19 protein-coding genes and 1 pseudogene are annotated in these 25,214 nt (G+C 66.9%); 15 read left to right on the forward strand and 5 right to left on the reverse strand.

Features of this window, described 5'->3' with window-relative positions; genetic code table 11:
* Positions 1 to 102: 102 nt before the first annotated feature.
* The 9 genes and pseudogenes from eno (at position 103) to HMPREF1868_RS01100 (ending at position 12,389) form a co-directional block, all read left to right on the forward strand.
* The gene (eno, locus tag HMPREF1868_RS01060) at positions 103 to 1,392 is read left to right on the forward strand and encodes a phosphopyruvate hydratase (RefSeq protein ID WP_062529613.1); all 1,290 of its coding nucleotides are present in this window, start codon (positions 103 to 105) and stop codon (positions 1,390 to 1,392) included.
* A gap of 151 nt (positions 1,393 to 1,543) precedes the next feature.
* Positions 1,544 to 1,765 carry a hypothetical protein gene (locus tag HMPREF1868_RS01065; RefSeq protein ID WP_062529615.1) on the forward strand — a complete coding sequence of 74 codons (222 nt, stop codon included), beginning with the start codon at positions 1,544 to 1,546 and terminating at the stop codon, positions 1,763 to 1,765.
* Between the two features lie 173 nt (positions 1,766 to 1,938).
* Positions 1,939 to 3,286: pseudogene (locus HMPREF1868_RS01070) on the forward strand (glutamine synthetase family protein).
* A 284-nt stretch (positions 3,287 to 3,570) separates the two neighbouring features.
* The gene (locus HMPREF1868_RS01075; protein ID WP_062529617.1) at positions 3,571 to 5,796 is read left to right on the forward strand and encodes an ABC transporter permease subunit; all 2,226 of its coding nucleotides are present in this window, start codon (positions 3,571 to 3,573) and stop codon (positions 5,794 to 5,796) included.
* On the forward strand, positions 5,786 to 6,655 hold the full coding sequence (locus HMPREF1868_RS01080) for an amino acid ABC transporter ATP-binding protein (RefSeq protein ID WP_304437891.1): 870 nt from the start codon (positions 5,786 to 5,788) through the stop codon (positions 6,653 to 6,655). The genes HMPREF1868_RS01075 and HMPREF1868_RS01080 overlap by 11 nt, the downstream gene beginning before the upstream one ends.
* A 147-nt stretch (positions 6,656 to 6,802) precedes the next feature.
* Positions 6,803 to 7,477, forward strand: a complete 675-nt coding sequence (locus HMPREF1868_RS01085; RefSeq protein WP_062529619.1) for a winged helix-turn-helix transcriptional regulator — start codon at positions 6,803 to 6,805, stop codon at positions 7,475 to 7,477.
* Positions 7,478 to 7,686: 209 nt separating this feature from the next.
* Positions 7,687 to 9,132, forward strand: a complete 1,446-nt coding sequence (locus tag HMPREF1868_RS01090) for a S1C family serine protease (RefSeq protein ID WP_062529621.1) — start codon at positions 7,687 to 7,689, stop codon at positions 9,130 to 9,132.
* Between the two features lie 165 nt (positions 9,133 to 9,297).
* Complete coding sequence (locus tag HMPREF1868_RS01095; protein ID WP_009277913.1) at positions 9,298 to 9,621, forward strand: metal-sensing transcriptional repressor; 324 nt, start codon at positions 9,298 to 9,300, stop codon at positions 9,619 to 9,621.
* A 38-nt stretch (positions 9,622 to 9,659) separates the two neighbouring features.
* Positions 9,660 to 12,389 (forward strand): heavy metal translocating P-type ATPase, encoded by a 2,730-nt coding sequence (locus HMPREF1868_RS01100; protein WP_062529623.1) that lies wholly within the window; start codon positions 9,660 to 9,662, stop codon positions 12,387 to 12,389.
* A 326-nt stretch (positions 12,390 to 12,715) separates the two neighbouring features.
* On the opposite strand, the gene HMPREF1868_RS01105 is transcribed toward HMPREF1868_RS01100, so the two are convergent.
* The 5 genes from HMPREF1868_RS01105 to HMPREF1868_RS01125 form a co-directional block, all read right to left on the reverse strand.
* The gene (locus tag HMPREF1868_RS01105) at positions 12,716 to 13,942 is read right to left on the reverse strand and encodes an MFS transporter (RefSeq protein ID WP_062529625.1); all 1,227 of its coding nucleotides are present in this window, start codon (positions 13,940 to 13,942) and stop codon (positions 12,716 to 12,718) included.
* A gap of 305 nt (positions 13,943 to 14,247) precedes the next feature.
* Complete coding sequence (locus HMPREF1868_RS01110; protein WP_062529627.1) at positions 14,248 to 15,081, reverse strand: DUF1700 domain-containing protein; 834 nt, start codon at positions 15,079 to 15,081, stop codon at positions 14,248 to 14,250.
* On the reverse strand, positions 15,078 to 15,392 hold the full coding sequence (locus tag HMPREF1868_RS01115; RefSeq protein ID WP_009277909.1) for a PadR family transcriptional regulator: 315 nt from the start codon (positions 15,390 to 15,392) through the stop codon (positions 15,078 to 15,080). Before HMPREF1868_RS01115 ends, HMPREF1868_RS01110 begins: the two co-directional genes overlap by 4 nt.
* A 146-nt stretch (positions 15,393 to 15,538) precedes the next feature.
* Positions 15,539 to 16,309: an alpha/beta hydrolase family protein gene (locus HMPREF1868_RS01120; RefSeq protein WP_062529629.1), complete on the reverse strand. Its 771-nt coding sequence runs from the start codon at positions 16,307 to 16,309 to the stop codon at positions 15,539 to 15,541.
* A 588-nt stretch (positions 16,310 to 16,897) separates the two neighbouring features.
* Positions 16,898 to 17,731, reverse strand: a complete 834-nt coding sequence (locus tag HMPREF1868_RS01125; protein ID WP_129583146.1) for a hypothetical protein — start codon at positions 17,729 to 17,731, stop codon at positions 16,898 to 16,900.
* 632 nt (positions 17,732 to 18,363) lie between these two features.
* Here HMPREF1868_RS01125 and ligA point away from each other — a divergent pair.
* The 6 genes from ligA to HMPREF1868_RS01155 all read left to right on the forward strand — a co-directional run bounded on the left by ligA (position 18,364) and on the right by HMPREF1868_RS01155 (position 25,056).
* On the forward strand, positions 18,364 to 20,577 hold the full coding sequence (gene ligA / locus HMPREF1868_RS01130) for an NAD-dependent DNA ligase LigA (RefSeq protein WP_062529633.1): 2,214 nt from the start codon (positions 18,364 to 18,366) through the stop codon (positions 20,575 to 20,577).
* 161 nt (positions 20,578 to 20,738) lie between these two features.
* Entirely contained in the window at positions 20,739 to 20,978 is a 240-nt protein-coding gene (locus HMPREF1868_RS01135; RefSeq protein ID WP_062529636.1) for a hypothetical protein, read from the forward strand.
* A 2-nt stretch (positions 20,979 to 20,980) separates the two neighbouring features.
* Complete coding sequence (locus HMPREF1868_RS01140) at positions 20,981 to 21,412, forward strand: type II toxin-antitoxin system VapC family toxin (RefSeq protein ID WP_062529638.1); 432 nt, start codon at positions 20,981 to 20,983, stop codon at positions 21,410 to 21,412.
* Between the two features lie 265 nt (positions 21,413 to 21,677).
* Positions 21,678 to 22,490, forward strand: a complete 813-nt coding sequence (locus HMPREF1868_RS01145) for a polyphosphate polymerase domain-containing protein (RefSeq protein WP_062529640.1) — start codon at positions 21,678 to 21,680, stop codon at positions 22,488 to 22,490.
* A 15-nt stretch (positions 22,491 to 22,505) separates the two neighbouring features.
* Positions 22,506 to 23,198 carry a DUF4956 domain-containing protein gene (locus HMPREF1868_RS01150; protein ID WP_062529642.1) on the forward strand — a complete coding sequence of 231 codons (693 nt, stop codon included), beginning with the start codon at positions 22,506 to 22,508 and terminating at the stop codon, positions 23,196 to 23,198.
* 265 nt (positions 23,199 to 23,463) lie between these two features.
* Entirely contained in the window at positions 23,464 to 25,056 is a 1,593-nt protein-coding gene (locus tag HMPREF1868_RS01155) for a carbohydrate-binding domain-containing protein (RefSeq protein ID WP_197414908.1), read from the forward strand.
* The last annotated feature ends 158 nt before the right edge of the window (positions 25,057 to 25,214 follow it).

The following is a 25,214-nucleotide window of genomic DNA, read 5'->3' on the forward strand; positions in this document are numbered from 1 at the left end:
AGCGCTGGCGGGGCTCCCGTTCGCACGGCCAGGGGAACAAGTAAGACATGCCTAACAGGTTCCCAGGCATGGGGGTCAAAAGCCTAGAGAAAGGTTCTGCCCATGAGCGAGATCATCGATGTCTACGGTCGCGAGGTCCTGGATTCGCGCGGCAACCCCACCGTCGAGGTGGAGGTCGCCCTGGCCGACGGGTCCGTGGGTCGCGCCATAGTTCCCTCCGGCGCCTCCACCGGCGAGTTCGAGGCCGTCGAGCTTCGCGACGGCGACGACGCGCGCTACCAGGGCAAGGGAGTGCTCAAGGCCGTCGAGCACGTGAACAACGAGTGCAACGAGGCCCTGGTGAGTGTCGACGCCGCCGACCAGCGCGCCGTGGACGCAGCCCTGATCGCCGCAGACGGCACCCCCAACAAGGCGAAGCTCGGTGCCAACGCCATCCTGGGCTGCTCGCTCGCTGCGGCCCGTGCCGCAGCGGTCTCCGCTGGCCAGCCCCTCTATGCCTACCTGGGCGGCGTCAACGCCCACACCCTGCCCACGCCCATGATGAACGTCCTCAACGGTGGGGTCCACGCGGACAACAACGTGGACTTCCAGGAGTTCATGATCATGCCCGTGGGCGCCCCCGACTTCAAGACGGCCCTGCGCTGGTGCGCACAGGTCTACCACACCCTGAAGGGCGTGCTGAAGGACGCCGGCCTCTCCACCGGCGTGGGCGACGAGGGTGGCTTTGCGCCCAACCTCAAGACCAACGCCGAGCCCTTCGAGTACCTCATGGCCGCCGTCAAGAAGGCGGGCTTCACGCCTGGCAAGGACTTCATGTTTGCCATGGACCCCGCGACCAGTGAGGTGTACGACAAGGAGACCGGACTGTACGAGCTCAAGGGCGAGGGCCGCTCGCTCACCAGTGACCAGATGGTCGACTACTGGGAGGAGCTCGTCGAGAAGTATCCCATCATCTCCATCGAGGACGGCCTCGCCGAGGAGGACTGGGACGGCTGGGTGAAGCTCACCGAGCGCCTGGGCAAGAAGGTCCAGCTCGTGGGCGACGACCTCTTCGTCACCAACACCGCCCGCCTGAAGAAGGGCATCGAGCTCGGTGCCGGCAACGCCATCTTGATCAAGGTCAACCAGATTGGCACCCTGACCGAGACCCTGGAGGCCATGCAGACCGCCCAGCGCGCTGGCTACACTTGCATCGTGAGCCACCGCTCCGGCGAGACCGAGGACACCACCATCGCCGACCTGGCCGTCGCCACCAACGCAGGCCAGATCAAGACCGGTGCCCCCGCGCGCTCCGACCGCGTGGCGAAGTACAACCAGCTCCTCCGCATCGAGGACTCCCTGGCAGGCTCTGCCGACTACGCCGGCCTCTCCGCGTTCTACAACGTTCGCTAGTCCCTGGGCCTCCGGGCGCGGGCTTTCGGGGCGGGCGCCCGACGCGGTCCTGTGGATTCGCGGTCGGGCGCCCGCCCTTTTCCCTCTCCTCGCATCGCAGGGGTGGCCGTTCGCCTACAGTTTGTCTTGACTAACAGTATTGGAGGCCGACATGGGTATCGCCGACGTCGTCATAGTGCTTGCTGTCATCGCCCTCCTGGGGCTTTGCGTCCGCTCCTTCGTCAAGGGAGGGTCCGAGTGCTCGGGCTGTGCCTCGGGGTCGAGCTGCAGCGCGCATGCCACGGGAGAGGGGAGCTGCTCCGCCGCCCAGGACATGCTCGCGCACGCCAGCGCCGCGCTGGGCTCCGCCGACCGGGCGACAGAGGGCAAGTAGCGCCTGCCGCGCCGCGCCCCGCTCCGTCGGGCCGTCCGCCCACGGTCGCCTGGGCCCCTCTCGCCTTGTGCGAAACAGAGGAGTAACCTCTGTGTGCGAACGTCTGAATGGCATGACTCGCGACCGTCGGGGCCGACGCGTGCGCGACCCAACGGACCTGCAAGGAGGAGCCCATGAGCGGCGACAGGAACATCGACTTCGTCCTGAGGACGGTGGAGAAGCGCGACGTCCGCTTCATCAGGCTCTGGTTCACCGACGTGCTGGGCAACCTCAAGTCGTTCTCGATCTCGTCCGAGGACCTCGAGGAGGCCTTCGAGGAGGGGGTCGGCTTCGATGGCTCCTCCGTGGCCGGCTTCGTGTCACAGGACGAGTCGGACATGCTCGCCTTCCCTGACGCCACCACCTTCCAGGTGCTCCCCTGGCGGCCCGAGAAGTGCGGCGTCGCCCGCATGTTCTGTGACATCCGCACGCCCAGCCGCGAGCTCTTCGAGGGGGACACCCGCTCGGTGCTGACCCGCGTCTTCACCGCCGCGGACGAGAAGGGCTACGTCATGAACGTGGGTCCCAAGCTCGAGTACTTCTACTTCGACCAGGAGAAGGCCCCCACGCCCGTGCCCCTCGACCATGCGGGCTACTTCGACCTGACCTCGTCCGACTCCGCTATGGACCTCAGGCGCGAGACCACCCTGAGCCTCGAGCACATGTCCATCCCGGTGACCTACTCCTACCACAGCAGCGCCCCCTCCCAGAACGGGATCGAGCTGCGCTACTCCGAGGCCGTCACCTGCGCGGACAACATCATGACGTCGCGCCTTGTCATCAGGCAGCTGGCCCACGAGCACGGCATGATGGCCTCCTTCATGCCCAAGCCCTTCACGGGGGCGTCGGGCTCTGGCATGTTCCTCTACCAGTCGCTCTTCGACCACGACGGCAACAACCTCTTCTGGGGCCCCCAAGACCGAGCACCCCGCGCACCTCTCGCCCCTGGCCTAGCACTACGTGGCGGGACTCCTCAAGTATGCCCCAGAGTTCATGCTGGTCACCAATCCCACCGTGAACTCCTACAAGCGCCTCGTCTCCAACGGCGAGGTTCCCGTGTACGCCACCTGGGGCCGCAAGAACCGCTCCGCGCTGGTGCGCATACCCACCCACAAGCCGGGCAAGCACCAGGCCACCAGGGTCGAGCTCCGCAACCCCGACCCCACGGCCAACCCCTACCTGGCCCTCGCGGTCTCGCTCGCGGCAGGCATCCGCGGCATCGAGGAGGGGCTCGAACTTCCCGAGGAGTCCTTCTCGGGCTTCGAGCGCCTCGACGACGGCGAGCTGGCGAGCAGGGGCTTCCGTCGCCTGCCGAGGACCCTGGGCGACGCAATCAAGCGCTTCGACAAGAGCGAGCTCATGCGAGAGACCCTGGGCGACCACATCTGCGACTACCTTGTCGCCCAGAAGTGGCGCGAGTGGGACGAGTACAGCGCCACGGTCACCGAGTGGGAGAGAAAGAGCTACTACGCGGGCCTGTAGGGGCACAGACGGGCTCGCACGACCCTTGTGCGGGGAGGCGGCCCAGGTTAGGGCGACGGTGCCGAAGCGTTCCGCACCGTCGCTCCAATTGTCTCTCTCATCCGGCTTTGTTTCGTCAAATTAAAATATCGTACCCTCAGTTATGCAATTTTGGGAATTAACCATGACCCAATTCGTTGCATAAACTATACTGCCTCCTATTCGAGCCCCCACCGTGGGCGCGAGCGACGGGACGGAGCCTGGTGCAGGCCCGTCCCGTGCGACGTTATTGGGGAGTGGTGCACATGAGGGACGGCAGACGGCATTCATGGTTCGGGGGCCTGGGGGTGACGCTCGCCCTCGCCATCGCCCTGGCCTGCGGCCTGGGGCTTGCGGGCTGCGCGGGATCGTCCTCGACCTCGGGCGGAACCGGCGACGACCTCGGCCTGGTGAGCCCGGGCAAGCTGAGCGTGGTCTCGGACCTCGCCAACCCCCCCTTCGACTACATAGAGGAGGGGACTACCAACCCAGCGGGCTTCGAGGTGGAGCTCATGCAGGCGCTCGCCCAGAAGCTCGGGCTCGAGTGCGAGTTCCTGCCCGCCCAGAAGTTCGACTCGATCATCCCCATGATCAAGCAGGGCGGCAAGGCCGACGTGGGCGCGTCCAACTTCACCATCACCGACGAGCGCCTGGAAGAGATCGACTTCACTGACGCCTACATAGACTCGAACCAGGGCGTCGTCACCTCCGCCGCCCTCGCGGGTCCCGTCGAGGCGGACTACTCCTCCGCGCTCGACCAGGCTGGCGTGACCGTGGCCGTCCAGGCGGGCACGACCGGGGAGGCCTGGGCGCGCGAGAACCTGCCCCGTGCGAACGTCGTGGCGCTGGACGATCCCATCGCCGCCCTCACGGGCGTGCAGAGCGGGCTCTATCAGGCGGCGGTGGCCGACCTGCCCGTCATGCAGTACGAGGTGCTCAACTCCTACTCCCAGCTCAAGGTCGCGCTGCAGGTCCCCACGGGGGAGCAGTACGGCATCGTGGTGAGCAAGGACAACCCCAGGCTCACGGCCGCGCTCGACGAGGCGCTGGCGGCGACGCGCGCGGACGGCACCCTGGACGCCCTCGAGCAGAAGTGGTTCGGCTCAAGCGAGGGTTCCGCGGGGTCTGCCTCCACGGCAGCCACCGCAGGCTCGGGTGATTCCTCCGCGACGGATGCCAGCAACGTCATGGTGGAGAAGGCCACCGCCCGTCCCAACGAGAACGGGGGCTCCGGCGTCATCGGCGGCATGGACACCCGCCTGACCTGGGAGGGGACGGTGCACGTCCCTGCGGGCGTCTCGTCGGTCACCCTGACCCTTCCCGAGGGCTCGACCTTCGACGGCTCCAGCACCCGTGTGACGGTGCTCGACGGCCTTGACCGCGTGAGCGTGGACGCCACCGCCAAGCCGTCCGGCACGAGCCTCGAGGTCGACTTCGCGACCCCCATCCCCGACGGCTCCCTGCTCAGGCTCGAGGTCACCGACATGCAGTTTCCCGCTGCGGGCGGGGACTACTCCGTGGGCGGGTCGTACGCCACGGCGGGCGGTGCCACCGGCAGCCTCGCCGACTCGCCCTCCATCTCCATCATCAAGAACACGCCGGTCCAGGCCGTCGTCAACTGGTTGGACGGCCAAGCGTGGGTCGGGGGGTGGAACTCCGTGCCCTTCCTCAACATGTTCTTCAAGCCGCAGCTCCTGGTGACCTCGTTCGTCTCGCTCTTCCAGGGCTGGCTCGTGTGCCTCGCCCTCGTGGTAGTCGCCTATCCCTTCGCCATCCTCCTGGGCCTGGCCTTCGCGCTGATGAAGATCTCGAAGCACCGCGTCCTGCGCGCCATCGCGATCGTCTACATCAACATCCTGCGCGGCACCCCGCTCTTCCTGCAGATCTACATCATGTTCTTCGGCCTGCCCATGCTGGGGATCAACATCGACAACAACGTCCTGGGCGTCATCGTCATCGCCATCAACTCCTCCGCCTACCAGGCCGAGATCTTCCGTGCTGGCATCCAGTCCATCCCCCAGGGGCAGTACGAGGCCTCCGCGTCGCTGGGCATGACGGGCATGCAGACCATGCTCTGGATTATCCTGCCCCAGACCGTGCGCCGCGTGATCCCCACCATCACCAGCGACTTCATCACCTCCTACAAGGACACGTCGCTGCTCTCGTCCGTGGGCGTCATGGAGCTCATGATGTTCTCGAAGAACCTCACCACGGTGTCGGGCAACATCACCCCCTACATCGCCGCGGCGGTCTACTACCTCATCGTGACCCTGCCGCTCACCAAGGCGGTGGGCGTGGTGGAGAGGCGCCTCTACGACGCCGAGCACGGGGCCGGGCCCCGTCCCAAGGAACCAGGCGAGGCCACGGGCGAGAAGGCCTCGGAGGCCCCTGCCGGCGGCGCCCCCGAGCCGCGTGCCTCGATGGTCGAGTCGCTTGCCGCTCCCTTCCGATCGCACGTTCGCACCGACGGAGGTGTCGCAGATGCTCTTTAGGAAGAAGAACCAGGCAGTGCCCGAGGTGGCAGAGGTCCCGCCCGCGATGGACGCCGACGAGGCGGCGCGCGTCGCCATCGCGCAGGACCGCTCCCTCTCGCGCCACCACTTCGTGGAGGGCGAGCATCCCGTGGTGCGCATCGAGCACCTCAACAAGACCTTCACCGACACCCCGGTGCTGCGCGACGTCAACCTCAACGTCTGGAACGGCGAGATCGTCGTGGTGCTGGGCCCCTCGGGCTCAGGAAAGTCCACCATGCTGCGCTGCATCAACCTGCTCGAGACCCCCACGGCGGGCCACATCCTCATCGACGACCACGAGATCACGGGGTCGAGCAAGACCGACACCACCAAGCTCAGGCGCGACCTGGGCATGGTCTTCCAGGGCTTCAACCTCTTCCCGCACCTCACGGCCAAGGAGAACGTGATGATCGGGCAGACCAAGGTCCTGGGGAGGTCAAAGGAGGAGGCCGAGCGCGAGGCCCTGCTGCAGCTCGAGGCCGTCGGCCTCGCCGACCGCGCAGACTTCAAGCCGCCCCAGCTCTCGGGTGGCCAGCAGCAGCGCGTGGCCATAGCACGCGCCGTGGCCATGCACCCCAAGGTGCTCCTCTTCGACGAGCCCACCTCCGCCCTCGACCCCGAGCTCGTCCGCGGCGTCCTTGCCGTCATGCGCGACCTCGCGCTCAACAGCGGCATGACCATGGTCGTGGTCACGCACGAGATGGGCTTCGCCCGCGACGTCGCCGACCGCGTGGTCTTCATGGAAGGCGGCGTGGTGGTGGAGCAGGGCCTTCCCGAGGAGGTCTTCGACCACCCCAAGACCGAGCGCACACGGGAGTTCCTGGGCTCGATAGGCTAGGCCAGGCACCCCTCGCAAGAAACGGTTCGTTACCAGGTGGGGCCCTTGCCAAGGGGTGGCGGGGCCCCGATTTATGCTAGTCTTCTAAAAAGTGTTTCGCGCACCGGTGGCTTGTCCCGGTCGTTCGTGGTACGTCTGGGGGCGTTCATGCACCACAAGAACATACTGCTCCTCGCAAGGACCTCGCGCTTCATCGAGCGCATGCGCGAGCTCAAGCACGCGCTGGACGTCTCGATCCTTCCCACCACGCCCGAGACCTTCTCGCAGGCGATCTCGTCTGGGCACGACTTCGACCTGGTCATCCTCGACATGGACGGCCTGAGCCAGGACACGCTCGCCGCGGTGGACTCCTACGTGTCGGACAACGGCTTCATCCCCACGCTGAGCATCCAGGACGAGTCCAAGCTCTCGAGCCTGCGCATGCCCGCGCAGGGGAGAAACGACTTCATCCTTGCCAGCGCCGGCGAGGCGGAGTTCGAGGTCCGCTGCGCCCTGCTTCTGTGGCCGGGCGAGGAGAGTGCCCCCGCGGACATCGTCACCGTGGACAACATGGCAATCAACCTGGCCACCTACCAGGTGTACATCGACGAGGAGCCCGTGGACCTCACGCTGATGGAGTACTCGCTCCTCTCGTTCCTCGCCACGCACCCCTCGCGCGCCTACTCGCGCGAGACCCTGCTGCATCGCGTCTGGGGCTTCGAGTACTGTGGCGGCACCCGTACGGTGGACGTGCACATCCGACGCGTCCGCTCCAAGGTGGGCCCCCAGGTCGCTGCCCACATCGTCACCGTGCGTGGCGTGGGCTACCTCTTCAAGCTCTAGGGCTGAGGCTGCGGGCTTGCGAGCTGCGGCGGCGTCGCGAGGCAGATTACGGCCGTTCTCGCCTAGGTTTTTCAGATAGCCAAAAGTGATGTTTCCCTTGCATGTGAGCTCTTGGTGCCTCGCGTTGCGCGCGCGGCCGACGGGTAGATTGAGGGCTGTGACACGCCGTCCCGTGGGTGCCCTCGCACCTTTGGAGAAAAGAGGCAGACATGGCCACGTTTGACGAGAACCGTCCTCCCGTGCCCGGCGCTCCCGCGCAGCCCGACGACCAGACCCAGGTCGCTGCGACTCAGGTGCACGCGCAGGCGGCGCACACGCAGGAGCCCTTCGGCAGCGTTCCGCCGTCCGGGGTCGGCCAGGCGCCGGCGAAGGGACCCCGCAGGGGAGGGGTCGCAAAGGGAGCCGTCTTCGGCGCCGTCGGCGGCGTGCTGGGCGCTGCAGCCCTGGTCTTCGCGCTCAAGGCAGGAGGCGTCATCGGCGGCACGCAGATAATCAAGACCACCGACAGCTCCGCCGGGCAGACCGTCAACATCACCGCGAGCGACCAGGACGTGAGCGTCGCCCAGGCGGTCGCCGCCAAGGCGCTCCCCTCCGTCGTCTCGGTCAATGTCACGACCTCCGAGGGCTCCGGCATCGGCTCCGGCGTCATCCTGGACGCCGACGGCAACATCATCACCAACTATCACGTTATTGATGGCGCCACCGCGATTTCGGTCAGCTACGGCGGGAAGAGCTATGACGCCAGCGTGGTGGGCAGCGACTCCTCCAGCGACCTCGCCGTGATCAAGGTCGACTGGGCGGGCACCGAGGTGACCCCCGTCGAGGTGGACGACTCCAGCAAGCTCGTAGTGGGCGACTGGGTCATGTCCATCGGCAGCCCCTTCGGCCTCGACCAGTCCGTCTCGGCCGGCATCGTGAGCTCGCTCTCGCGCAACCAGCTCATGCAGTCGTCCTCGGGCAACACCCTCTACACCAACCTGATCCAGACTGACGCGGCCATCAACCCCGGCAACTCCGGTGGCGCCCTCGTCGACTCCCAGGGCAAGCTGGTGGGCATCTGCACGCTCTATTCCTCGAGCACCGAGTCGTCCGCGAGCGTGGGCTTCGCCATCCCGTCCAACTACGCGGTTGCCGTCGCCAACAAGATCATCGCGGGCCAGACCGTGACGCACGCCTACATCGGGCTCTCGATGCAGACCGTGAACTCCCAGAACGCCACCATGAACAACCTGGCGGTCAACCAAGGTGCCTACGTGAGCGAGGTCACGAGCGGCAGCCCCGCCGACACGGCCGGCATCCAGAAGGGCGACATCATCACCGCCGTCAACGGCGAGTCCATCATCTCTGCCGACGGCATGATCCTCAACATCCGCTCGCACGAGATCGGCGAGACGGTTGCCGTCACCTTCATGCGCGGCACCAGCGAGCAGACGGTCAACGTGACCCTGGGCTCCGACGAGGCCCTGCAGGAGCAGCAGAAGGGCAGCGGCAGCGACCAGGGCAACTCCGGGTCCGACTCCGGAAACGGCATCTCGACCAACGACCTGTACCGGTACCTGGAGGAGCTGTACAACCAGCGCAACCAGCAGAATGACCCGTTCGGCAACCGTGGCGGCGGCTACAGCCAGACCCAACAGGACGGCAGCCAGTCGTAGCCACGCTCGTGACGCACGTCCTCGGGGGGGCTCGACGGCGACGCCGGGCCCCTTCCTTCTGTGGCCGTCCTATGGTCGAGTCTGCCACCCCATCATTACATATGCCCCCAGAGGGTATAGTGACGTCGATGGAACATACCCTCAAGGGGTATTGAGGAGGAAGCGATGCCAGAGGAGAGGGACGTGGACTCGCAGCATGCCTGCGACGTCAGCATGAAGGCGACGCCTCGCGACGAGAGGCTCAAGCGCGACCTTGAATGTCGGATCAACCGGGCGATCGGCCAGTTGGGTGGCATCAAGAGCATGGTGGAGGAGGACCGCTACTGCGGCGACGTCCTCACCCAGCTCGCCGCCGTCGAGTCCGCCGTCAAGGCGATCTCGCGCGAGGTCATGCGCGACCATCTTCAGACCTGCGTGGTCGAACGCATCCAGGCGGGGGACACCGAGGTGACCGACGAGGTCATGCGGCTCTTCAAGAAGTTCATGTGATCGCTCCCGCGGACGCGGGAAGAGGGGAGGCCCTGTCGATGGCAGAGACCGCTACATATGCCAAGGATGGCACGGCGCAGAGCGGTGCCGTGCGCGAGACCTTCGATGTCACGGGCATGACCTGCGCTGCCTGTTCGGCCAGGGTCCAAAGGGCTGCGTCGGGCGTTTCCGGCGTCGCCGCAGCCAACGTCAACCTGCTCAAGAACTCGATGGAGCTCGAATATGACGGGTCGGCTGCCACCGTGAGCGCGGTGCAGGCCGCCATCAGGAAGGCGGGCTACGGTGCCACACCGCGCCGAACCCATGCGGAGGGCACGGACTCGGACGGGACGCCCCTCTCGCCCGAGGCGGCGGGACTCGTGGACCCGCAGAGGGCTGCACAGCGCGCCATAGACGAGAAGCGAGGCCAGCTCGTCGTCTCGCTCGCCTTCTCCGTGCCCCTCTTCTACCTGGCCATGGGTCCCATGTTCGGCTGGCCCGAACCGCCCGCGCTTGCGGGCACGCAGGGCATGATGGCCTCCGCGCTCACGCAACTGCTGCTCTGCATCCCCATCCTGTTCGCCAACCGTCACTACTTCGTCATGGGCTTCAGGACGCTCGCGCACCTCTCGCCCAACATGGACTCGCTCATCGCCATCGGCTCGGCGTCGTCCTTCGCCTACAGCCTGGTGGGCCTGTACCGTATGGCGCTCGCCCTGGGGGTGGGCGACGCAGGACTCGCGCACGCTGCCTTCCATGGGCTGTACTTCGACTCGGCGGGCATGATCTTGACCCTCATCACCCTGGGAAAGTTCTTCGAGGCCCGCGCGAAGGGCCGCACCACCAGCGCCATCAGCGCGCTCATGAACCTCGCTCCCAAGACCGCGACCGTCGTGCGTGACAGCGTCGAGCGGGAGGTGGCTACCTCCGAGCTGCGCGTGGGAGACCGCGTCGTGGTGAGGGCCGGAGAGTCCGTGCCGGTGGACGGCGTGGTCGCGGAGGGTGCCGCCTCCGTGGACGAGTCTGCCATCACGGGCGAGCCCCTTCCCGTCGAGAAGGGCGTGGGCGACCGGCTGACGGGCGCCACCGTGTCCAGGCGGGGCTGGCTGGCCATGGACGTGACCGCCGTGGGCGAGGACACGGCCCTCGCGCGGATCATCCGCCTCGTGGACGAGGCGACCAGCACCAAGGCTCCCATCGAGAGGCAGGCGGACCGCATCGCCGGCGTCTTCGTGCCCGTCGTCATCGCCATCGCGCTGGCCACGCTGGTGGCCTGGCTCGCGTTCCTCTCGCCTGGCGACTTTGCCGGCGCCTTCACGCACGCCGTCTCGGTCCTGGTGATCAGCTGCCCCTGCGCGCTGGGGCTGGCCACGCCGACGGCCATCATGGTGGGTACCGAGCGCGGGGCGGCCAACGGCATCATGATAAAGAGTGCCGAGGCCCTCGAGGGCGCCTGCAGGTTGGACACCGTGGTGCTGGACAAGACCGGCACCGTCACCGAGGGTGCGCCCCGCGTGACCGACGTGGTGATGGCCGAGGGCGTCGAGGAGGACGAGCTCGTGGGGCTCGCTGCCGCGCTCGAGCGCAAGAGCGAGCACCCCCTGGCCGAGGCCATCTGCGCCTATGCCGACGGGCGTGACGTGGCCAGCGAGGCCGAGGTCGAGGGCTTCGAGCAGGTCGCGGGTGGTGGCCTTGCGGGCACGGTGGCAGGCTATGCCGTGCTGGCCGGCAACGCGCGCCTCATGGCGCAGCGCGGCGTGGATGTCTCTGGGCTCACGCGTGCGGCGGACGACATGGCGGCACGGGGGCGCACGCCGCTCTTCTTTGCCGCCGACGGGAGCGTCCTGGGCCTCATGGGCGTGGCCGACGTGGTCAAGCCCAGCTCCGCCGAGGCCGTAGCCCGCCTGCGCCAGATGGGCGTGCGCACCATCATGCTCACCGGAGACCAGGCCGCGACGGCGCAGGTGGTCGCCGACCAGGTGGGCGTGGACGAGGTGGTGGCGGGGGTCCTTCCCGACCAGAAGGAGGAGAAGGTCCGCGAGCTCCAGGAGGCAGGCGCCAGGGTGGCCATGGTGGGAGACGGCATCAACGACGCGCCGGCCCTGGCCCGGGCGGACGTCGGGATCGCCATCGGTGCCGGGACCGACGTGGCCATAAGCTCGGCGGACATCGTGCTGATGCGCTCCGACCCGGCAGACGTCGCCACGGCGATCGAGCTCTCGCGCGCCACGATGCGCAACATCCGCCAGAACCTGTTCTGGGCCCTGTTCTACAACGCCATCTGCATTCCGGTGGCCATGGGCGTGCTGGCCCCGTGGGGCGTCACGCTCAATCCCATGATCGGGGCGGCCGCCATGGGCTTCTCGTCCGTGTTCGTGGTGAGCAACGCGCTCAGGCTCTTCGGCTGGAGGCCCAGCCGGGCGGCGCGGGGCGGTGGCGCGGGCGTGCGTGACGCCGGAGTGGGTGGCGCCGTGGCGAATGACGTCGAGCCGCGTCGAGCCGAGACGCGCGGCGGAACCAAACAAGTCGACGCAAGCAGGAAGGCTCTCGAGGGAGCCGACGAAGGGAGAGAAGACATGACCGAAAAGACCCTGAACGTCGAGGGGATGATGTGCCAGCACTGCGTGGCCCATGTGACCGAGGCCCTGGAGGGCGTCAAGGGCGTCAAGAACGTCCGCGTCTCGCTGGAGGACGGCACGGCCAAGGTGGACGCCGGGCTGCTCGTCAAGGACGAGGCGCTCGAGCAAGCTGTGGTGGATGCCGGCTACAAGGTGACCTCCATCGCGTAGGAGGCACCGCCGAGGATGGCGCCTAGGCTGAGGCGTCTGGCGCACATGGTGCGGGGGCTCGCTCCGGCGGACCCCCCGCACTTTCTGTCTTGCGGGCGTGGACTTGTAGTTGTGCGACGTCACCTCTCGTTCTCTATGCCTTTCTCTGAAATCACCAGCACAAAACCCCAGTTGAGAGGTACGGCAGTTCAGAGAGTTGCATAGAGAAGCGTGGCTGGGGGGCTACGGCGCGCTCGTGGTTGGGGGCGTGCTGGCGACCGGGGGCAGCTTGTGCCGCGGGCGAGGGGCGCTGTCGATGAAGAGACAGCTCCCCGTCCCCACGGCCGCTATTCCGCCCTGCGCACCCTCAGCCGCAGCAAGAAGGCAAGGGCGACGATTGCCACGGTCGTCGAGGCGGCAAACAGCACCGACTGGGCCCCAAGCCTGTCCGCGAGCAGCGGCGCGAGGAGCAGCGGCACGATGCCCGAGCTCATGATGCCCATTCGAATGACGCTGCTCACCCGACCCAACTGCCCGATCTCGCAGCGTTCCTGGACGAGCGTGTGCTCGACGGGAACGGAAAGGCCGTTGCCCACGCCCAGGACAAGCTGTCCCAGCACGGCGCACCATGGCTTCCCGGTTCCGACATAGAGCATGGCGCCCAGGCCCTCGACGAGGAGGGTGGTGGCCAGGAGCCTGAGGCTCACCTGGCGACGTGGGATGCGCAACAGCGCGAGCGACCCCAGCGTGCAGCCCACGCCAGCCACCATGGAGAGCCAGCCCATCCAGGACGCGTCGAGTCTCAGCACGTCACGGTAGTAGACGGACTCGAGGGCATCGAAGGCCCCAAAGGCAAAGAAGCCAAAGAAGCACATCGCAAGGATGAGGCGAAGGTCGCGGGAGGAGAGCGTCACGCGAAGCCCCTCTCCGAATTCGCGCAGGGTGGCCTTCGGCAGCGGGCCATCGTCCCTCTCGCCTGCCTGCCGTGCTCCGGGCAGCTCCTTGCATGCGACGGCGCAGGCCAGCGCAGCCCCGAGTGATGCCGCCATGAACGCGAAGACGCCGCTGGTCGACGACGCGGCAGAGATGGTCCCTCCGATGGCGGGCCCCACCACGACGGAGACGCTCGTCGCGGTGTCAATGAGCCCGTTCAACTGCTTGAGGCGCTCGCCCTCCTGCGTGAGGTAGGGGGCGAAGCTCGACAGCGTCCCACTCGAGACGCTCCACGCGAGGCTAAAGAGGCAGGAGGACGTCATGAGCATGAGGGGAGAGAGGGGAACGGCCCACGCAAACAACGCCAGGCAGATCCCGCCGGCGAGCGAGGCCAGCAGGACCTGCCGCGGCCCTCTGCGGTCGATCAGTATGCCAGCGGCGATGCTGCCGAGGAACGTCGCCGCGTTGTACGCAAGGGTGAGAAGGGAGACCAGGTCGGGCCCCGCGCCAAGCGCATAGGTCGCATAGCCGATGATGCCTATGAAATAGGATGACTGGAAGGCGGTCACGAGAAAGAAGGATGCGAGCACGAGGGCGCGCTCGGATGGGCTGCACGCCCTGAGCGACTTGACGAGATGCATGGGTGGTCTCCTGGGTGACGTCTGCAAATGCCCATCGCCGCTGGCCCATGGGCCTCGCGTGCGGTGGCGATGCATATGAGGGATGCGGACAAGAGTGGACAGGCTGGCTGCCACGGCACGCCCTAATGGGCGAGGCGCTCCTTGATCCCAGCAGACATACGACATTCTCCCAGACGGAGTGGGCCATCAAGAGTCGACGACGGCCCCTTGCTCGTGCAACAACACGCGGGCAACTATAGCACAGCCCCGCCCGGCTCCACTACTTGGGCGGGGCGGGGCATGCTCTGCGCGCTTATCGCATCCTGTTAGAGATTTATGAGTATCGTGTCACCAAGGTGCAGGAGCCCATTGAGGTTCACCGTCAGCCGTCCCAGCTGCTGAACGGGGACGCCAGGCAGCGCGCTGATATCAAATCCGCAGCTCACGAGCGCTGTGAGAGTAGAGAGGGCCCCAAGTCCCACGAAGCCCAGGCCGGAAGAGAGCAACTCCTTGGGCCATCGAGGGGCGTGGAGCCTCGTGCGGGGTCGCGATGCCGCCGCATCACCCTGCCCGCCTCGCCTGAAGAGGCCGACGATCCGAAGGCCAAGCAGACGGATGGTCTCCACGAGGGCTTGCGTCGCCCAGGCGACCAGGGGAAGCAGGCGCAGCGCCGTGCCCGTGGAGAGCATCCCCACGCCAAGGACGAAGAGCCCGGAGAAGGGCACGCCCGCGTGGAGGGACGAGAAGAACGTCACGACGCTCGCGACCCCCAGAAAGATCCCGCAGCCAAAGAAGAGCCACGCGCAGAGCAGGAGGGAGAAGAGCGTGACGTATGCCGACGCGACTATCATCAGGAACGCGATGACGAACATCCCCCAGACGGGGAGCGTCAGGATTGCCAGCACGAGGTTGACCAACGCGAAGCGCGTGGCAAAGCGACGGACGAGGTGGGGGACGGGAGCCGTCTCGCTGGCTGCCGCCTGGGCACAGGTGACGGGCAACCCCATGCACGCGGTGGCTTCCTGCTCGGAGAGCCCGTCGTCCATGCGCTCGTCGATGGCGTCGGCGTAGTACTCCCTTGCCGCACGGACCTCGTCTGCCGAGAGCCGACGCTTTGTCAGCTCGCCTTCGAGCGCGTCGAGGAATGCCCCTTTGTTCATTGCTCCGCTCCCTTCTGGATGAAGTCCATAAGTCGGTCGATGGCGTCGCGCTCGGCGACGAATTCCCGTAGCTGGAGGCGCCCCTGCTCGGTGATGGAGTAGTACTTGCGCAGGCGACCGTTATGTTCGCTGCGATACTCCGTGAGGGCACCCTGCTTCTCCAAGCGACGGAGCACGGGATAGAGCGTCGACTCCGAAAGCTCCAGCGATGGCGGAGCATCCCTCACGATCTGGTATCCGTAGGAGTCCTGTGCGGCGAGGATGGCAAGAACGCACGCATCGAGGAACCCACGCTTGAATTGCGAGTCCAACTTCCCTCCTCTCTCTAACTGTGTTTTACATCATACTATGTAAAACACAGTATGATGTAAAGAGGAAAAGAGGCCGACTCCACAGGAGGGGAGGGCGACGTGTGCGATGCGTGCGGGACGGTTCGGCGCCGTCGGGACGCTACGGGTCAGTGCGCTATGTGACTCACCAGGAAGTCAGCCGCCACGTTGACGACCTCGCTGTAGGCCGGCTCCACGAAGCCGTGGCCCCCGCCGTGCACGACGTGCAGCTCGGCGTGGGGGAACAGCGCCGCGGCACGCTCGGAGTACGAGAGCGGCACGGCTTGGTCGCTGTCGCCGTGGCAGATGAGCACGTCGCGAGGGAACGAGGGGATGTGCTCGAAGAAGTCGTAGTCCCAGCAGCTCTGCAGGAACGCCTTGCTCACCGTCGTGGTCATGATGGGGAACTCGTCGGGGATGTCCTCTCGCCTTGGGCAGGCGGCGCGCACGGAGTCGTGCAGGTTGAAGGCGGGATAGAGCAACACGCAGGCGCGCACGAGCTCGGCGTTGGCGCGCGCGGCCATGAGCGTGACGGTGGCCCCCAGGCTGGCTCCCATGAGGAAGACGTTGTCCTCGTCCACGAAGGGCTCCCGCGAGAGCTCCCATGCAACGGACTCGAGGTCGTGCTGCTCGGTGAAGAGCGACATGCCGCCAGGCTGGTCGCTCGAGCGGCTGTAGGGTCCCGAGCCGCAGAAGTCGAAGACGTAGCTGACCATGCCGCGCTCCGCCGCCGTGCGGGCGTAGGGCTCCATGTCACCACGGTTCGTGGCGAGTCCGTGGGAGAAGATCGCGGTGGCTCGCGGGCGACCGTCGTCGAAACCCTCGGGCAGGAAGAGCTTGCCGTAGATGTCCCGGTCCTCGCGCCGGCCCCACCATTCGCGCTCGACGTAGCTTCCCATGTGGCCTCCATCCCCTGCGACGCATGGCGTCGTTGCGCGCATGCGTGGCGCTTGCGCCTGCGTCGCGTGCGATGCCATGCGCGGTGTGTTGCGCATTGTGAGGATTCTAGGGGACGACAGGGACGTTGGGTCGGCTGCTGCGCACTTCGACCCACGGACGTAATGCGAGGGATGATGTCGGCATCCCTCCGCCGTGACCCGTATTGCTGTGGCGCAGTGGTTTGCCGCGGCGCTGTGCCCTGCCGCGACGCGGCGACGTGCCCTGCTGCGATGCTGTACCCTGCCGCGACGCGGCGACGCGCCCCGCTACGATGCCGTACCCTGCTGCGACGCGCCCTCACCCTGCCACCTCTCTCACCCTCCGTTCTCTATGCAAGTTCCTGACTTGTGCGCCCTCAACTCTCGTTCTCTATGCCTTTCTCTGAAATCGCTATTACAAAACCCCAGTTGCGATGTGTTGTCGTTCAGAGAGTTGCATAGAGAACGCCGTATGCGGGGGGGATTCCGCTGAGAACGCCGCATGCGGGGGGGATTCCGCTGCCAACCCACCGCCGGAACTCACCACCGGAACCCCGCTGTTGGACCCCGCTACCGGGATTCATCGTCGGACGGCTGCCAATCACGATGGCCGGGGCGAAGCTCGATTCTTCCAGGCTCGCCCACCCTCGGGACCCCGTAAGCCACAAGCAGACGAGAGAAGCGCTGGTCATCGAGCAGGTCGGCGAACGAGAAGCGCAGGATGCGCGCACCCTGCGCGCTGATCCTGGATTCCCGCAGGCGCTCGTCGGCAAAGACGTCAACGGCATCTCTCCCCTGCGTCATGCGGGGGTTGCGGTACTTCTCTCGCCCGTCGAACTCGCCAAACACCGTCGCTCCGTCAAGCGCCGCCCAAGCGAAGTCGACACGGTAGCCATGCCAGGGCTCCAACGGGTCTGGCACCTCGACCTGCAGCTCGGGAAGCATGAAGCCAAGCTCTATCATCGCCCCACGAGCTATCGACTCGCCGCCACTCTCCGCACGGCCATCGGCATAGGACGCCACCACGCGCGCGTGCTTGATGCCGCGAGCTCCCTTGCGAGGTGCCGCGAACAGGGACGTGAGCCACTCCCGTGGTTTTCCGGTCACCCTCAGTGCGGAGTCGGCGAGCGCGAGCCCGCCTCGGAAGTCGAGTCTCCTCAGACAGTCGTAGACGGTCCGCTCCAAGGTCGAGACCCGTACGCCCGCGACGACCGTGCGCTCGTCGCGCCCGATGACGTGCCTTCCGACGTTTCTTGTCGAACGACATGGTGCCTCTTTGCGCGTGGCGACCTCGATGCGACTGGCGGAGCGGTACGAGACGGAGAGCCCATGGACGAGCGCGGCTGAAGCCCCGCAGAACACCCAGTCGGGATGGAGTGTCGCGAGCGCCCGAATTCGGCACATCGCGCGCCTGGCCGCATCGAGCCCATCCCAGTGTGCCGCACGTGCGTAGGCAGAGCTCTGGACGCGCGCAAGCTCCCCACGTCGGGTCAGATGATCGAGACGATTCCGTACGGCCGTGGTGGATGGAACCAGGCAGCTTTCGCGTGCCTCGGCGTCGTCCAGGGCCACTCTCAGCTCGTCCGTCACGCTTCCCTCCACGCCTCTCCCTTCGACGGGAACTACTGGTAAATGGAATGATTTCCCATATGTGGGGAGACGTCCACACCGCCCGTCTGGTTGTTGTTCCGCAAACGGTAGCTTTGCGCTTAGCTGCCACGTTCTCTATGCAAGTTCATGACAGGCCCCCTCCTTCTCTATGCCGTTCTCTGAAATCGTCATCGCAAAAGCCCAGTTGGTGCATGATTCATTTCAGGAGAATGCATAGAGAACGAAAGGGGGAACGGGGTCGGCGCGACGGCGGGGGGAGAGGCGCGGGCGTCCGGCGCGACGGCGGGGGGGAGAGGCGCGGGCGTCCGGCGCGGCGGCGGGGGAGAGGCGGCGGCACCCCGGCGCGGCGGGGCGTGCCGGGAATGCGATAATCGACGGCGCAACGAGTGCGCGTCGCCGGAAGAAACGGTGCAAGGGAGAGGCACATGGCACAGGAGCAGTCGCAGAAGTCGATGTTCGCGAGCGGGGACGACCCGGCCGGCACCCCCGTCGGCGTCCCCGCATCGCGCCGCGCCGCGCAGCAGTCGCCAGCCGCCCGCGCCGCGGAGCTCGACCGCATCCTCAAGCACGCCGCGTACCAGTACTATGCCCTCGACGACCCGGAGATGTCGGACGTCGACTTCGACCGCGCCCTGCGTGAGCTGCAGGCCATCGAGGCCGCCCATCCCGAGCTCGCGCGTCCCGACAGCTACACCCAGCGCGTGGGCGGCTACGTGAGCGAGCAGTTCGCACCCGTCCAGCACGCCCAGCGCATGTACTCCATCGACGACGCCATGGACCTGGGTGAGCTCGACGAGTGGCTTGCCCGCACCGACGAGGCCCTGGGCTCCACGCCCGACGACCCCGTCGCTTACACCTGCGAGCTCAAGATCGACGGCCTGGGCGTGGCGCTGACCTACCGCGACGGCCAGCTGGTGCGTGCCGCCACGCGTGGGGACGGGACCACGGGTGAGGACGTCACGGCAAACGTCCTCACCATCGACGACATCCCGCGCGCCCTGGCGCCCGCAGGCCTCGACGACGTCGCCGACGGCGGCTTTGGCCACTCCATCGAGGTGCGCGGCGAGGTCTACATGCCCAAGCACAGCTTCGTGCGCCTCAACGAAGAGCGTGACGCCGCCGGCGAGCAGGTCTTCGCCAACCCCCGCAACGCCGCCGCCGGCAGCCTCCGCCAGAAGAACGCGGCCATCACCGCCCACCGCGACCTCGAGACCTTCATCTATGCCGTGGCGGACGAGTCCCCGCTGGCCGTGGACACCCAGCACGCCTTCCTCGACTGGCTGCGCGCCTGCGGCTTCCACGTGAACGACCGCGCCGCCCTCGTCACCAGCTCCCGAGAGGTGCATGACTTCTGCGCCGACGCCCTGGCGCACCGGGACGAGCTCGACTACGACATCGACGGCGTCGTGGTGAAGGTCGACTCCTTCGCTGGCCAGGACGCGTTGGGCTTCACCGCCCGCGCCCCGCGCTGGTCCATCGCGTTCAAGTTCCCCCCCGAGGAGAGGCGCACCGTCCTGCGCGAGATCCGCGTCCAGGTGGGCCGCACCGGCGTCCTGACGCCGGTCGCCGAGTTCGACCCCGTCGTGGTCGCCGGCTCGACCATCGCCCGTGCGACCCTGCACAACATCGACGAGGTGCGCCGCAAGGACGTGCGCGTGGGCGACACCATCGTGGTGCATAAGGCGGGCGACGTGATTCCCGAGGTCGTGGGTCCCGTGACCGAGGGCGACCTGGCAGCCGGGCACGAGGCGCGCCCCCTCTGGCAGATGCCCGAGGCCTGTCCCAGCTGCGGGAGCCCCGTGGTCCGCGAGGAGGGCGAGGTCGCCTTCCGCTGCGTCTCGATCGACTGTCCGGCCCAGGCCTCCGAGCGCCTCATCCACTGGGGCAGCCGCAAGGCCATGGACATCGACGGCCTGGGCGACGAGCTCGTGGGCCGCATGGTCGAGCAGGGCCTGCTCACGGACGTCGCGGACTATTACGACGCGCTCAGCGAGGACCTCCTCGCCGGCGTCGACACCGGCCGCGTCTACGAGACGAGCGCGAAGGACCACGAGGAGGGCGACCCGATCCTGGTGGGGAGGACCATTGCCGGCAAGGTGATGGCGCAGGTCGAGGAGTCGAAGGGCCGCGGGCTCTCGCGCGTGCTCTTCGGGCTGGGAATCCGTCACGTGGGGGCCAACGTGGCGGTGCTCCTCGCCGAGCGCTTCGGCAGCATGGCCGCCCTCTCGTCGGCGAGCGAGGAAGAGATCGCGCAGGTGGATGGCATCGGACCCAAGATTGCGGCGTCGGTGCGCGAGTTCTTCTCCGTGCGCGAGAACGTCGCCGTGGTCGAACGCCTGCGCGAGGCGGGCGTCGTGCTCGAGGAGGAGGTCCGCGAGCCCGAGCGGCCACAGTCCTTGGCAGGCCTCACCTTCGTGCTCACGGGCACGCTGCAGAACTACAAGCGCACTGACGCGGGCGACCAGCTCAAGGCCCTGGGCGCCAAGGTCTCGGGCTCGGTCTCGAAGAGGACGAGCTTCGTCGTGGCGGGGGAGGCGGCGGGCTCCAAGCTCGCCAAGGCGCAGGAGCTGGGCGTGCCCGTGCTGGACGAGGCGGCGCTTGCGCAGATCCTCGCGACGGGGGAGCCGCCCCAGGCATAGGTCGCGCCAGACGAGAGGGTCGGGGCTGCTTGGCTGCTGCTCTGTTTGGCGGTGACCAAGCCCGTGGTCCCAATCGCCGTGATAGTAGGGCCATCGCCTCGGTCATTCTCTATACTTGACACTATACTTGTCATTCTTCGAATGGATGAAGGGGTGGAACGATGGCGCAGCTCTCGCTCTATGTGAACGACGCGACTCTTGAGGGGCTTCGCAGCGAAGCAACGCGCGAGCACGTCTCGATATCCAAGCTCGTGGGCGGCATCCTGCGCGAGCGTCAGCTCATGTCTGGATGGCCCTCGGGCTATTTCGACCTCTACGGGTCGCTGCCGGACTTTCCGGCAGAGGACGACGAGTCCCTTGATGCCTCCCTCGACGAGGCCTGCGACTGGTTCGAGGCCTAGCCATGTACCTCATCGATTCCTGCGTACTGGTCGAGTTTCTGCGCGGAAGGCTTCCGGGCACCCTTGAGGCGCTCCGTTCCAGCGACCCGAAGTCCTTTGGCGTTCCTGCGGTGGTAGTGGGGGAGCTCGCGTATGGCACGGAGCGCTCCGGAAACCCCTCGAAGTCAAGGCTTGCGGTGGAGAGGCTCCTGGCACCCTACCGGGTGCTGCCCTTCGATGACCGCTGCGCCTGGACCTATGGCAGGATTCGACAGGACCTCGCGGGCAAAGGTATGGTCATAGGGCCCAACGACCTGCTCATCGCCGCGACCGCACTTGCGAACGGAGCGACACTCGTGACGAGGAACGTGAGGGAGTTCAAGCGCGTGGATGGACTGCGGGTCGAGTGCTGGGACGAGTTCGAGATTCCCGACGACGTGCCGCCCCAGGCATAGGTCGCGCCAAGCGAGAGGGTCGTGCCGGGGCGACGGCGCACGCCTCGCGGTCGCATGCCGCATCGACCCCGCCCCTCTCGCCTTGTCAGCCTTCAGGTTTTCAGAAATTTGTCAATCTAGTTTCAGATTACCAAGAACGTGGTCGCCCTTTGGTGGGCTGCCATGGATTTTAAGCTAGCTTACGATTTCGATTCGCATAATGCCTCCAACCCAGCCTCCAGACGCCGTGACGGCCACCCTGAGCTGGGCGAGGAGAGGAGGCAGCATGCAGTTCGTTTTCAAGCGCAACGAGCTCAAGTACCGCCTGCGGGAGGACCAGCGCAGGCTCCTCGAAGAGCTCCTGGCGGCACACATGGAGCCTGATGCCCATGGGGCGTCCACCGTGCGCAACGTCTACTACGACACCCCCACCCACCTTCTGGCTCGACGCTCCGAGGAGCACCCGCTCTACAAGGAGAAGCTCCGACTGCGCAGCTACGTGCCCGCGCGCGAGTCCTCCCTCGTCTTCATCGAGCTTAAGAAGAAGTTCGATGGGGTGGTGTACAAGCGTCGCGCGACCCTTCCCCTCGCCGCCGCGGAGGCCACGCTCGTCGGCGAGCGGGCACCCCAGGGGCAAATCGAGCGCGAGATCGCCACGGCGGCGTCCGTCTACGAAGGCTTGCGTCCGGCGATGTACCTCGCCTACGAGCGAGAGGCCTTCTTCGCCCGCGGCGACCATGACTTCCGCGTCACCCTCGACCAAGGCATCCGCTGCCGCTGGGACGACGTGAGCCTGGCGGGCCCCACCGACGGCGAGCTGCTCATTTCCCCTGGCGAGACGCTGATGGAGCTCAAGAGCAGCCAGGCCCTGCCCCTCTGGATGGTCGAGTTCCTTGGCTCCCAGAGGATCTTCAAGGCGAGCTTCTCGAAGTACGGGGCCGCCTGGCGACTTCAGTCCTCCCGTCGTCCCCTGTGCCAGCAGGTCCTGTCGACAGGCGGGAGGGAAGGTCTGCCTCTGGTGTCGGGTCCCCGTGCCGGCGAGCAGGTCCGTGCCAAGCTTCGCCGCGGCATAGCGCCCTACGTCATCCAACGAGGCTAGAGGAGGAACCCAGCCATGTTCGAGACGCTCTTCAACGACACGAACCTCAGCAACGCCACCACGGCGCAGGACGCCTTCGAGTTCGTCGTCTGCATGCTCGTGGCCCTGGCGCTGGGGCTCGCCCTCGCCCTCATCTACGGCTACCGCGGCCGACACACCCGGAGCCTTGCCATGTCCCTGGTCACCCTTCCCGCCATCGTCGCCGTGGTCATCATGATGGTCGACGGCAACGTGGGGACCGGCGTCGCAGTTGCCGGAGGTTTTAGCCTGGTGCGCTTTCGCAGCGTCCCCGGCCAGGCTCGCGACATCGCCTACATCTTCCTGGCCATGGCCCTGGGCCTGGTTTGCGGCATGGGCTACCTGGCGCTCGCCGCGATCGTGACCGTGGCCATAGGCGGCTGCAACCTCGTTCTCCAGGCAGTCGACTTCGGCCACGGGACCGAGGACGATCACCTCAGCCTGCGCGTGACCATTCCCGAGGACCTGGACCACACCCACGCCTTCGACGACCTACTCGAGCGCTACACCAGCCAGCATGAGCTCGTCTCGGTGAAGACCACCAACATGGGCAGCCTCTACAAGCTCGTCTACGACGTCTGTCTGCGCGAACCGGAGCAGGGGCGGCCCCTCATGGACGAGCTGCGCTGCCGGAACGGCAACCTCGAGGTTGCCCTTGCGCATCGGGAGGTGGCGGGAAATGAGATGTAGGAGACGCAACGAAGGTGGGGAGCCCACGGGGGCTCGCACGGGTGACTTCGGACAAGGGGAGAGGTGCGGATTGGTCGCGGCCACTTCCCAGGGGCGTATGCATGGCCTTCGTGGTGGCGTCATCGTCGCAGGCTTGGCGTTCGCCCTCGCTGCGACCCCGCTCACAGGCTGCACCGCAAGCGCCGTGCAGTCATCGACTGCGACGGGCGCTTCGACGGAGTCCGGATCGACCAGTTCCGTTGCGAGTGGGACGGCGACCAGCCTGGTGGATGCAAGCTCCCAGTTCACCGACCGCGACCTCGATGCCAGCTATGACGAGTCGGGCGCCACGCGCGTCGAGCTCGCCGACTCGGGGTCGAAGGTCACTGGCGACGGGGCGAGCGTGGACGGCGGTACCGTGACCATCACCGAGAGCGGCACATACGTCGTCAGCGGCAGCCTGTCGGATGGGCGGATAGTCGTGAGCGCGGGGGAGGAGGACAAGGTGCAGGTCGTGCTCGACGGTGCGAGCGTGGGCAGCTCCTCGAGCGCCGCCCTCGTCGTGACGCAGGCCGACAAAGTATTCCTGACCCTGGCTCAGGGCAGCCAGAACACCCTCACGGCAAGCGGTGCGGACGTCGAGTCGGACTATGGCAACGTGGATGGCGCCGTCTTCTCGAAGTCAGACCCCACCATCAACGGCGATGGCAACCTGAGCGTCTCGAGCTCGCAGGGCCATGGCATCGTCTGCAAGGACGACCTGCGGCTGGTGGACGGCATCGTGGACGTGAGCGCGGCGGGCCATGCCATCCAGGCCAACGACAGCGTCCGCGTCAACGGCGGCGCCTGGACCCTCACGGCAGGCACGGATGGCATCCATGCCGAGAACGACGAGGACTCCTCGAAGGGCTACGTCTACCTCGCCGGAGGCTCGCTGGGCATCACCGCGGGCAGCGACGGCATCGACGCGGGCTCGGTCCTGCAGGTGGATGGGGGCAGCGTGAGCGTCGCCGCCCAGGACGACGGGCTCCACGCCGAGTACGACCTCGCCATCAACGGTGGCAGCGTCAACGTCACCCAGAGCTACGAGGGCGTCGAGGGCGCGCGCGTCAGCATCACGGGCGGCGAGACGAGCGTCGTCTCGAGCGATGACGGCCTCAACGCGGCAGGCGACCCGACGGGGCCTACGGGCACTACTGGCGTGATGAGCTCGACGGACTCGACGAGCGTGACGGACCTCGCCCAGTCCGGTCAGGCACCGTCGGCGCCGAGCGGTGGCATGATGGGCTCCGACTCCAGCGCATCCATCCTCATCAGTGGCGGAAGGGTGGTGGTGAACGCCGAGGGCGACGGCATCGACTCCAACGGCGACCTCACCATCACGGGGGGCGAGACCTACGTGAGCGGTCCCACCGGCGACGGCGATGGGGCCATAGACTACGGCGACGGCGCCACGGCCACCATATCGGGCGGCATCGTCGTGGCGGCGGGCTCCGCGGGGATGGCCGAGGACTTCTCGACCTCCTCCTCGCAGGGAAGCATGCTGGTCGCAGCCTCGGGCGACGCCGGTGACGTGGTGACCCTCAAGGACTCCGGCGGAGAGACGCTCGCGTCCTTCTCGCCTGCCAAGTCCTTCGCCTGCGTGCTGGTCAGCGCCCCGGGCGTCGAGGCGGGCCAGAGCTACACTCTCGCGGTGGGAGCTACCTTCACCGATGTGACGATGGACGGCACGACCTACAGCGACGTCAGCGGCGCGGTGGGCGGCGGTGCTCCGCAAGGCGGAGGCGACCAGACGGGCCCGGGCCAGCCAGGGTTCGCCCCCGGAGGCAGCTCGACTTCGGGCGACGCGCCGGATCGATCCGGGGCTCCTCTCGCCTGATGGCCGGTGACTCGGGCGCTAGCTGCGCAGATTACGATCAGTTTGCGCGCGAAAGAGAGAATGACCAGGTAAATTGATCATCCTGAGCAGTTCGCAGATGGGCTGCGCGGGACGGGACATAGGAGTTGGAGCGAATGGCGCCCCCACGTCCTGCACAC

It is taken from the genome of Olsenella sp. DNF00959, from assembly GCF_001553055.1.
GTDB classification, from domain to species: domain Bacteria; phylum Actinomycetota; class Coriobacteriia; order Coriobacteriales; family Atopobiaceae; genus Olsenella_I; species Olsenella_I phocaeensis.

Excerpts from the sequence above, each read along its gene's own strand:
- HMPREF1868_RS01065 (WP_062529615.1), top strand. The coding sequence starts at position 1,544 with ATGGGTATCGCCGACGTCGTCATAGTGCTTGCTGTCATCGCCCTCCTG.
- HMPREF1868_RS01150 (WP_062529642.1), top strand. The coding sequence starts at position 22,506 with ATGTTCGAGACGCTCTTCAACGACACGAACCTCAGCAACGCCACCACG.
- HMPREF1868_RS01075 (WP_062529617.1), top strand. The coding sequence starts at position 3,571 with ATGAGGGACGGCAGACGGCATTCATGGTTCGGGGGCCTGGGGGTGACG.
- HMPREF1868_RS01145 (WP_062529640.1), top strand. The coding sequence starts at position 21,678 with ATGCAGTTCGTTTTCAAGCGCAACGAGCTCAAGTACCGCCTGCGGGAG.
- HMPREF1868_RS01100 (WP_062529623.1), top strand. The coding sequence starts at position 9,660 with ATGGCAGAGACCGCTACATATGCCAAGGATGGCACGGCGCAGAGCGGT.
- HMPREF1868_RS01125 (WP_129583146.1), bottom strand. The coding sequence starts at position 17,731 with ATGTGCCGAATTCGGGCGCTCGCGACACTCCATCCCGACTGGGTGTTC.
- HMPREF1868_RS01140 (WP_062529638.1), top strand. The coding sequence starts at position 20,981 with ATGTACCTCATCGATTCCTGCGTACTGGTCGAGTTTCTGCGCGGAAGG.
- eno (WP_062529613.1), top strand. The coding sequence starts at position 103 with ATGAGCGAGATCATCGATGTCTACGGTCGCGAGGTCCTGGATTCGCGC.
- HMPREF1868_RS01085 (WP_062529619.1), top strand. The coding sequence starts at position 6,803 with ATGCACCACAAGAACATACTGCTCCTCGCAAGGACCTCGCGCTTCATC.
- HMPREF1868_RS01110 (WP_062529627.1), bottom strand. The coding sequence starts at position 15,081 with ATGAACAAAGGGGCATTCCTCGACGCGCTCGAAGGCGAGCTGACAAAG.
- HMPREF1868_RS01135 (WP_062529636.1), top strand. The coding sequence starts at position 20,739 with ATGGCGCAGCTCTCGCTCTATGTGAACGACGCGACTCTTGAGGGGCTT.
- ligA (WP_062529633.1), top strand. The coding sequence starts at position 18,364 with ATGGCACAGGAGCAGTCGCAGAAGTCGATGTTCGCGAGCGGGGACGAC.
- HMPREF1868_RS01105 (WP_062529625.1), bottom strand. The coding sequence starts at position 13,942 with ATGCATCTCGTCAAGTCGCTCAGGGCGTGCAGCCCATCCGAGCGCGCC.
- HMPREF1868_RS01120 (WP_062529629.1), bottom strand. The coding sequence starts at position 16,309 with ATGGGAAGCTACGTCGAGCGCGAATGGTGGGGCCGGCGCGAGGACCGG.
- HMPREF1868_RS01090 (WP_062529621.1), top strand. The coding sequence starts at position 7,687 with ATGGCCACGTTTGACGAGAACCGTCCTCCCGTGCCCGGCGCTCCCGCG.
- HMPREF1868_RS01080 (WP_304437891.1), top strand. The coding sequence starts at position 5,786 with ATGCTCTTTAGGAAGAAGAACCAGGCAGTGCCCGAGGTGGCAGAGGTC.
- HMPREF1868_RS01095 (WP_009277913.1), top strand. The coding sequence starts at position 9,298 with ATGCCAGAGGAGAGGGACGTGGACTCGCAGCATGCCTGCGACGTCAGC.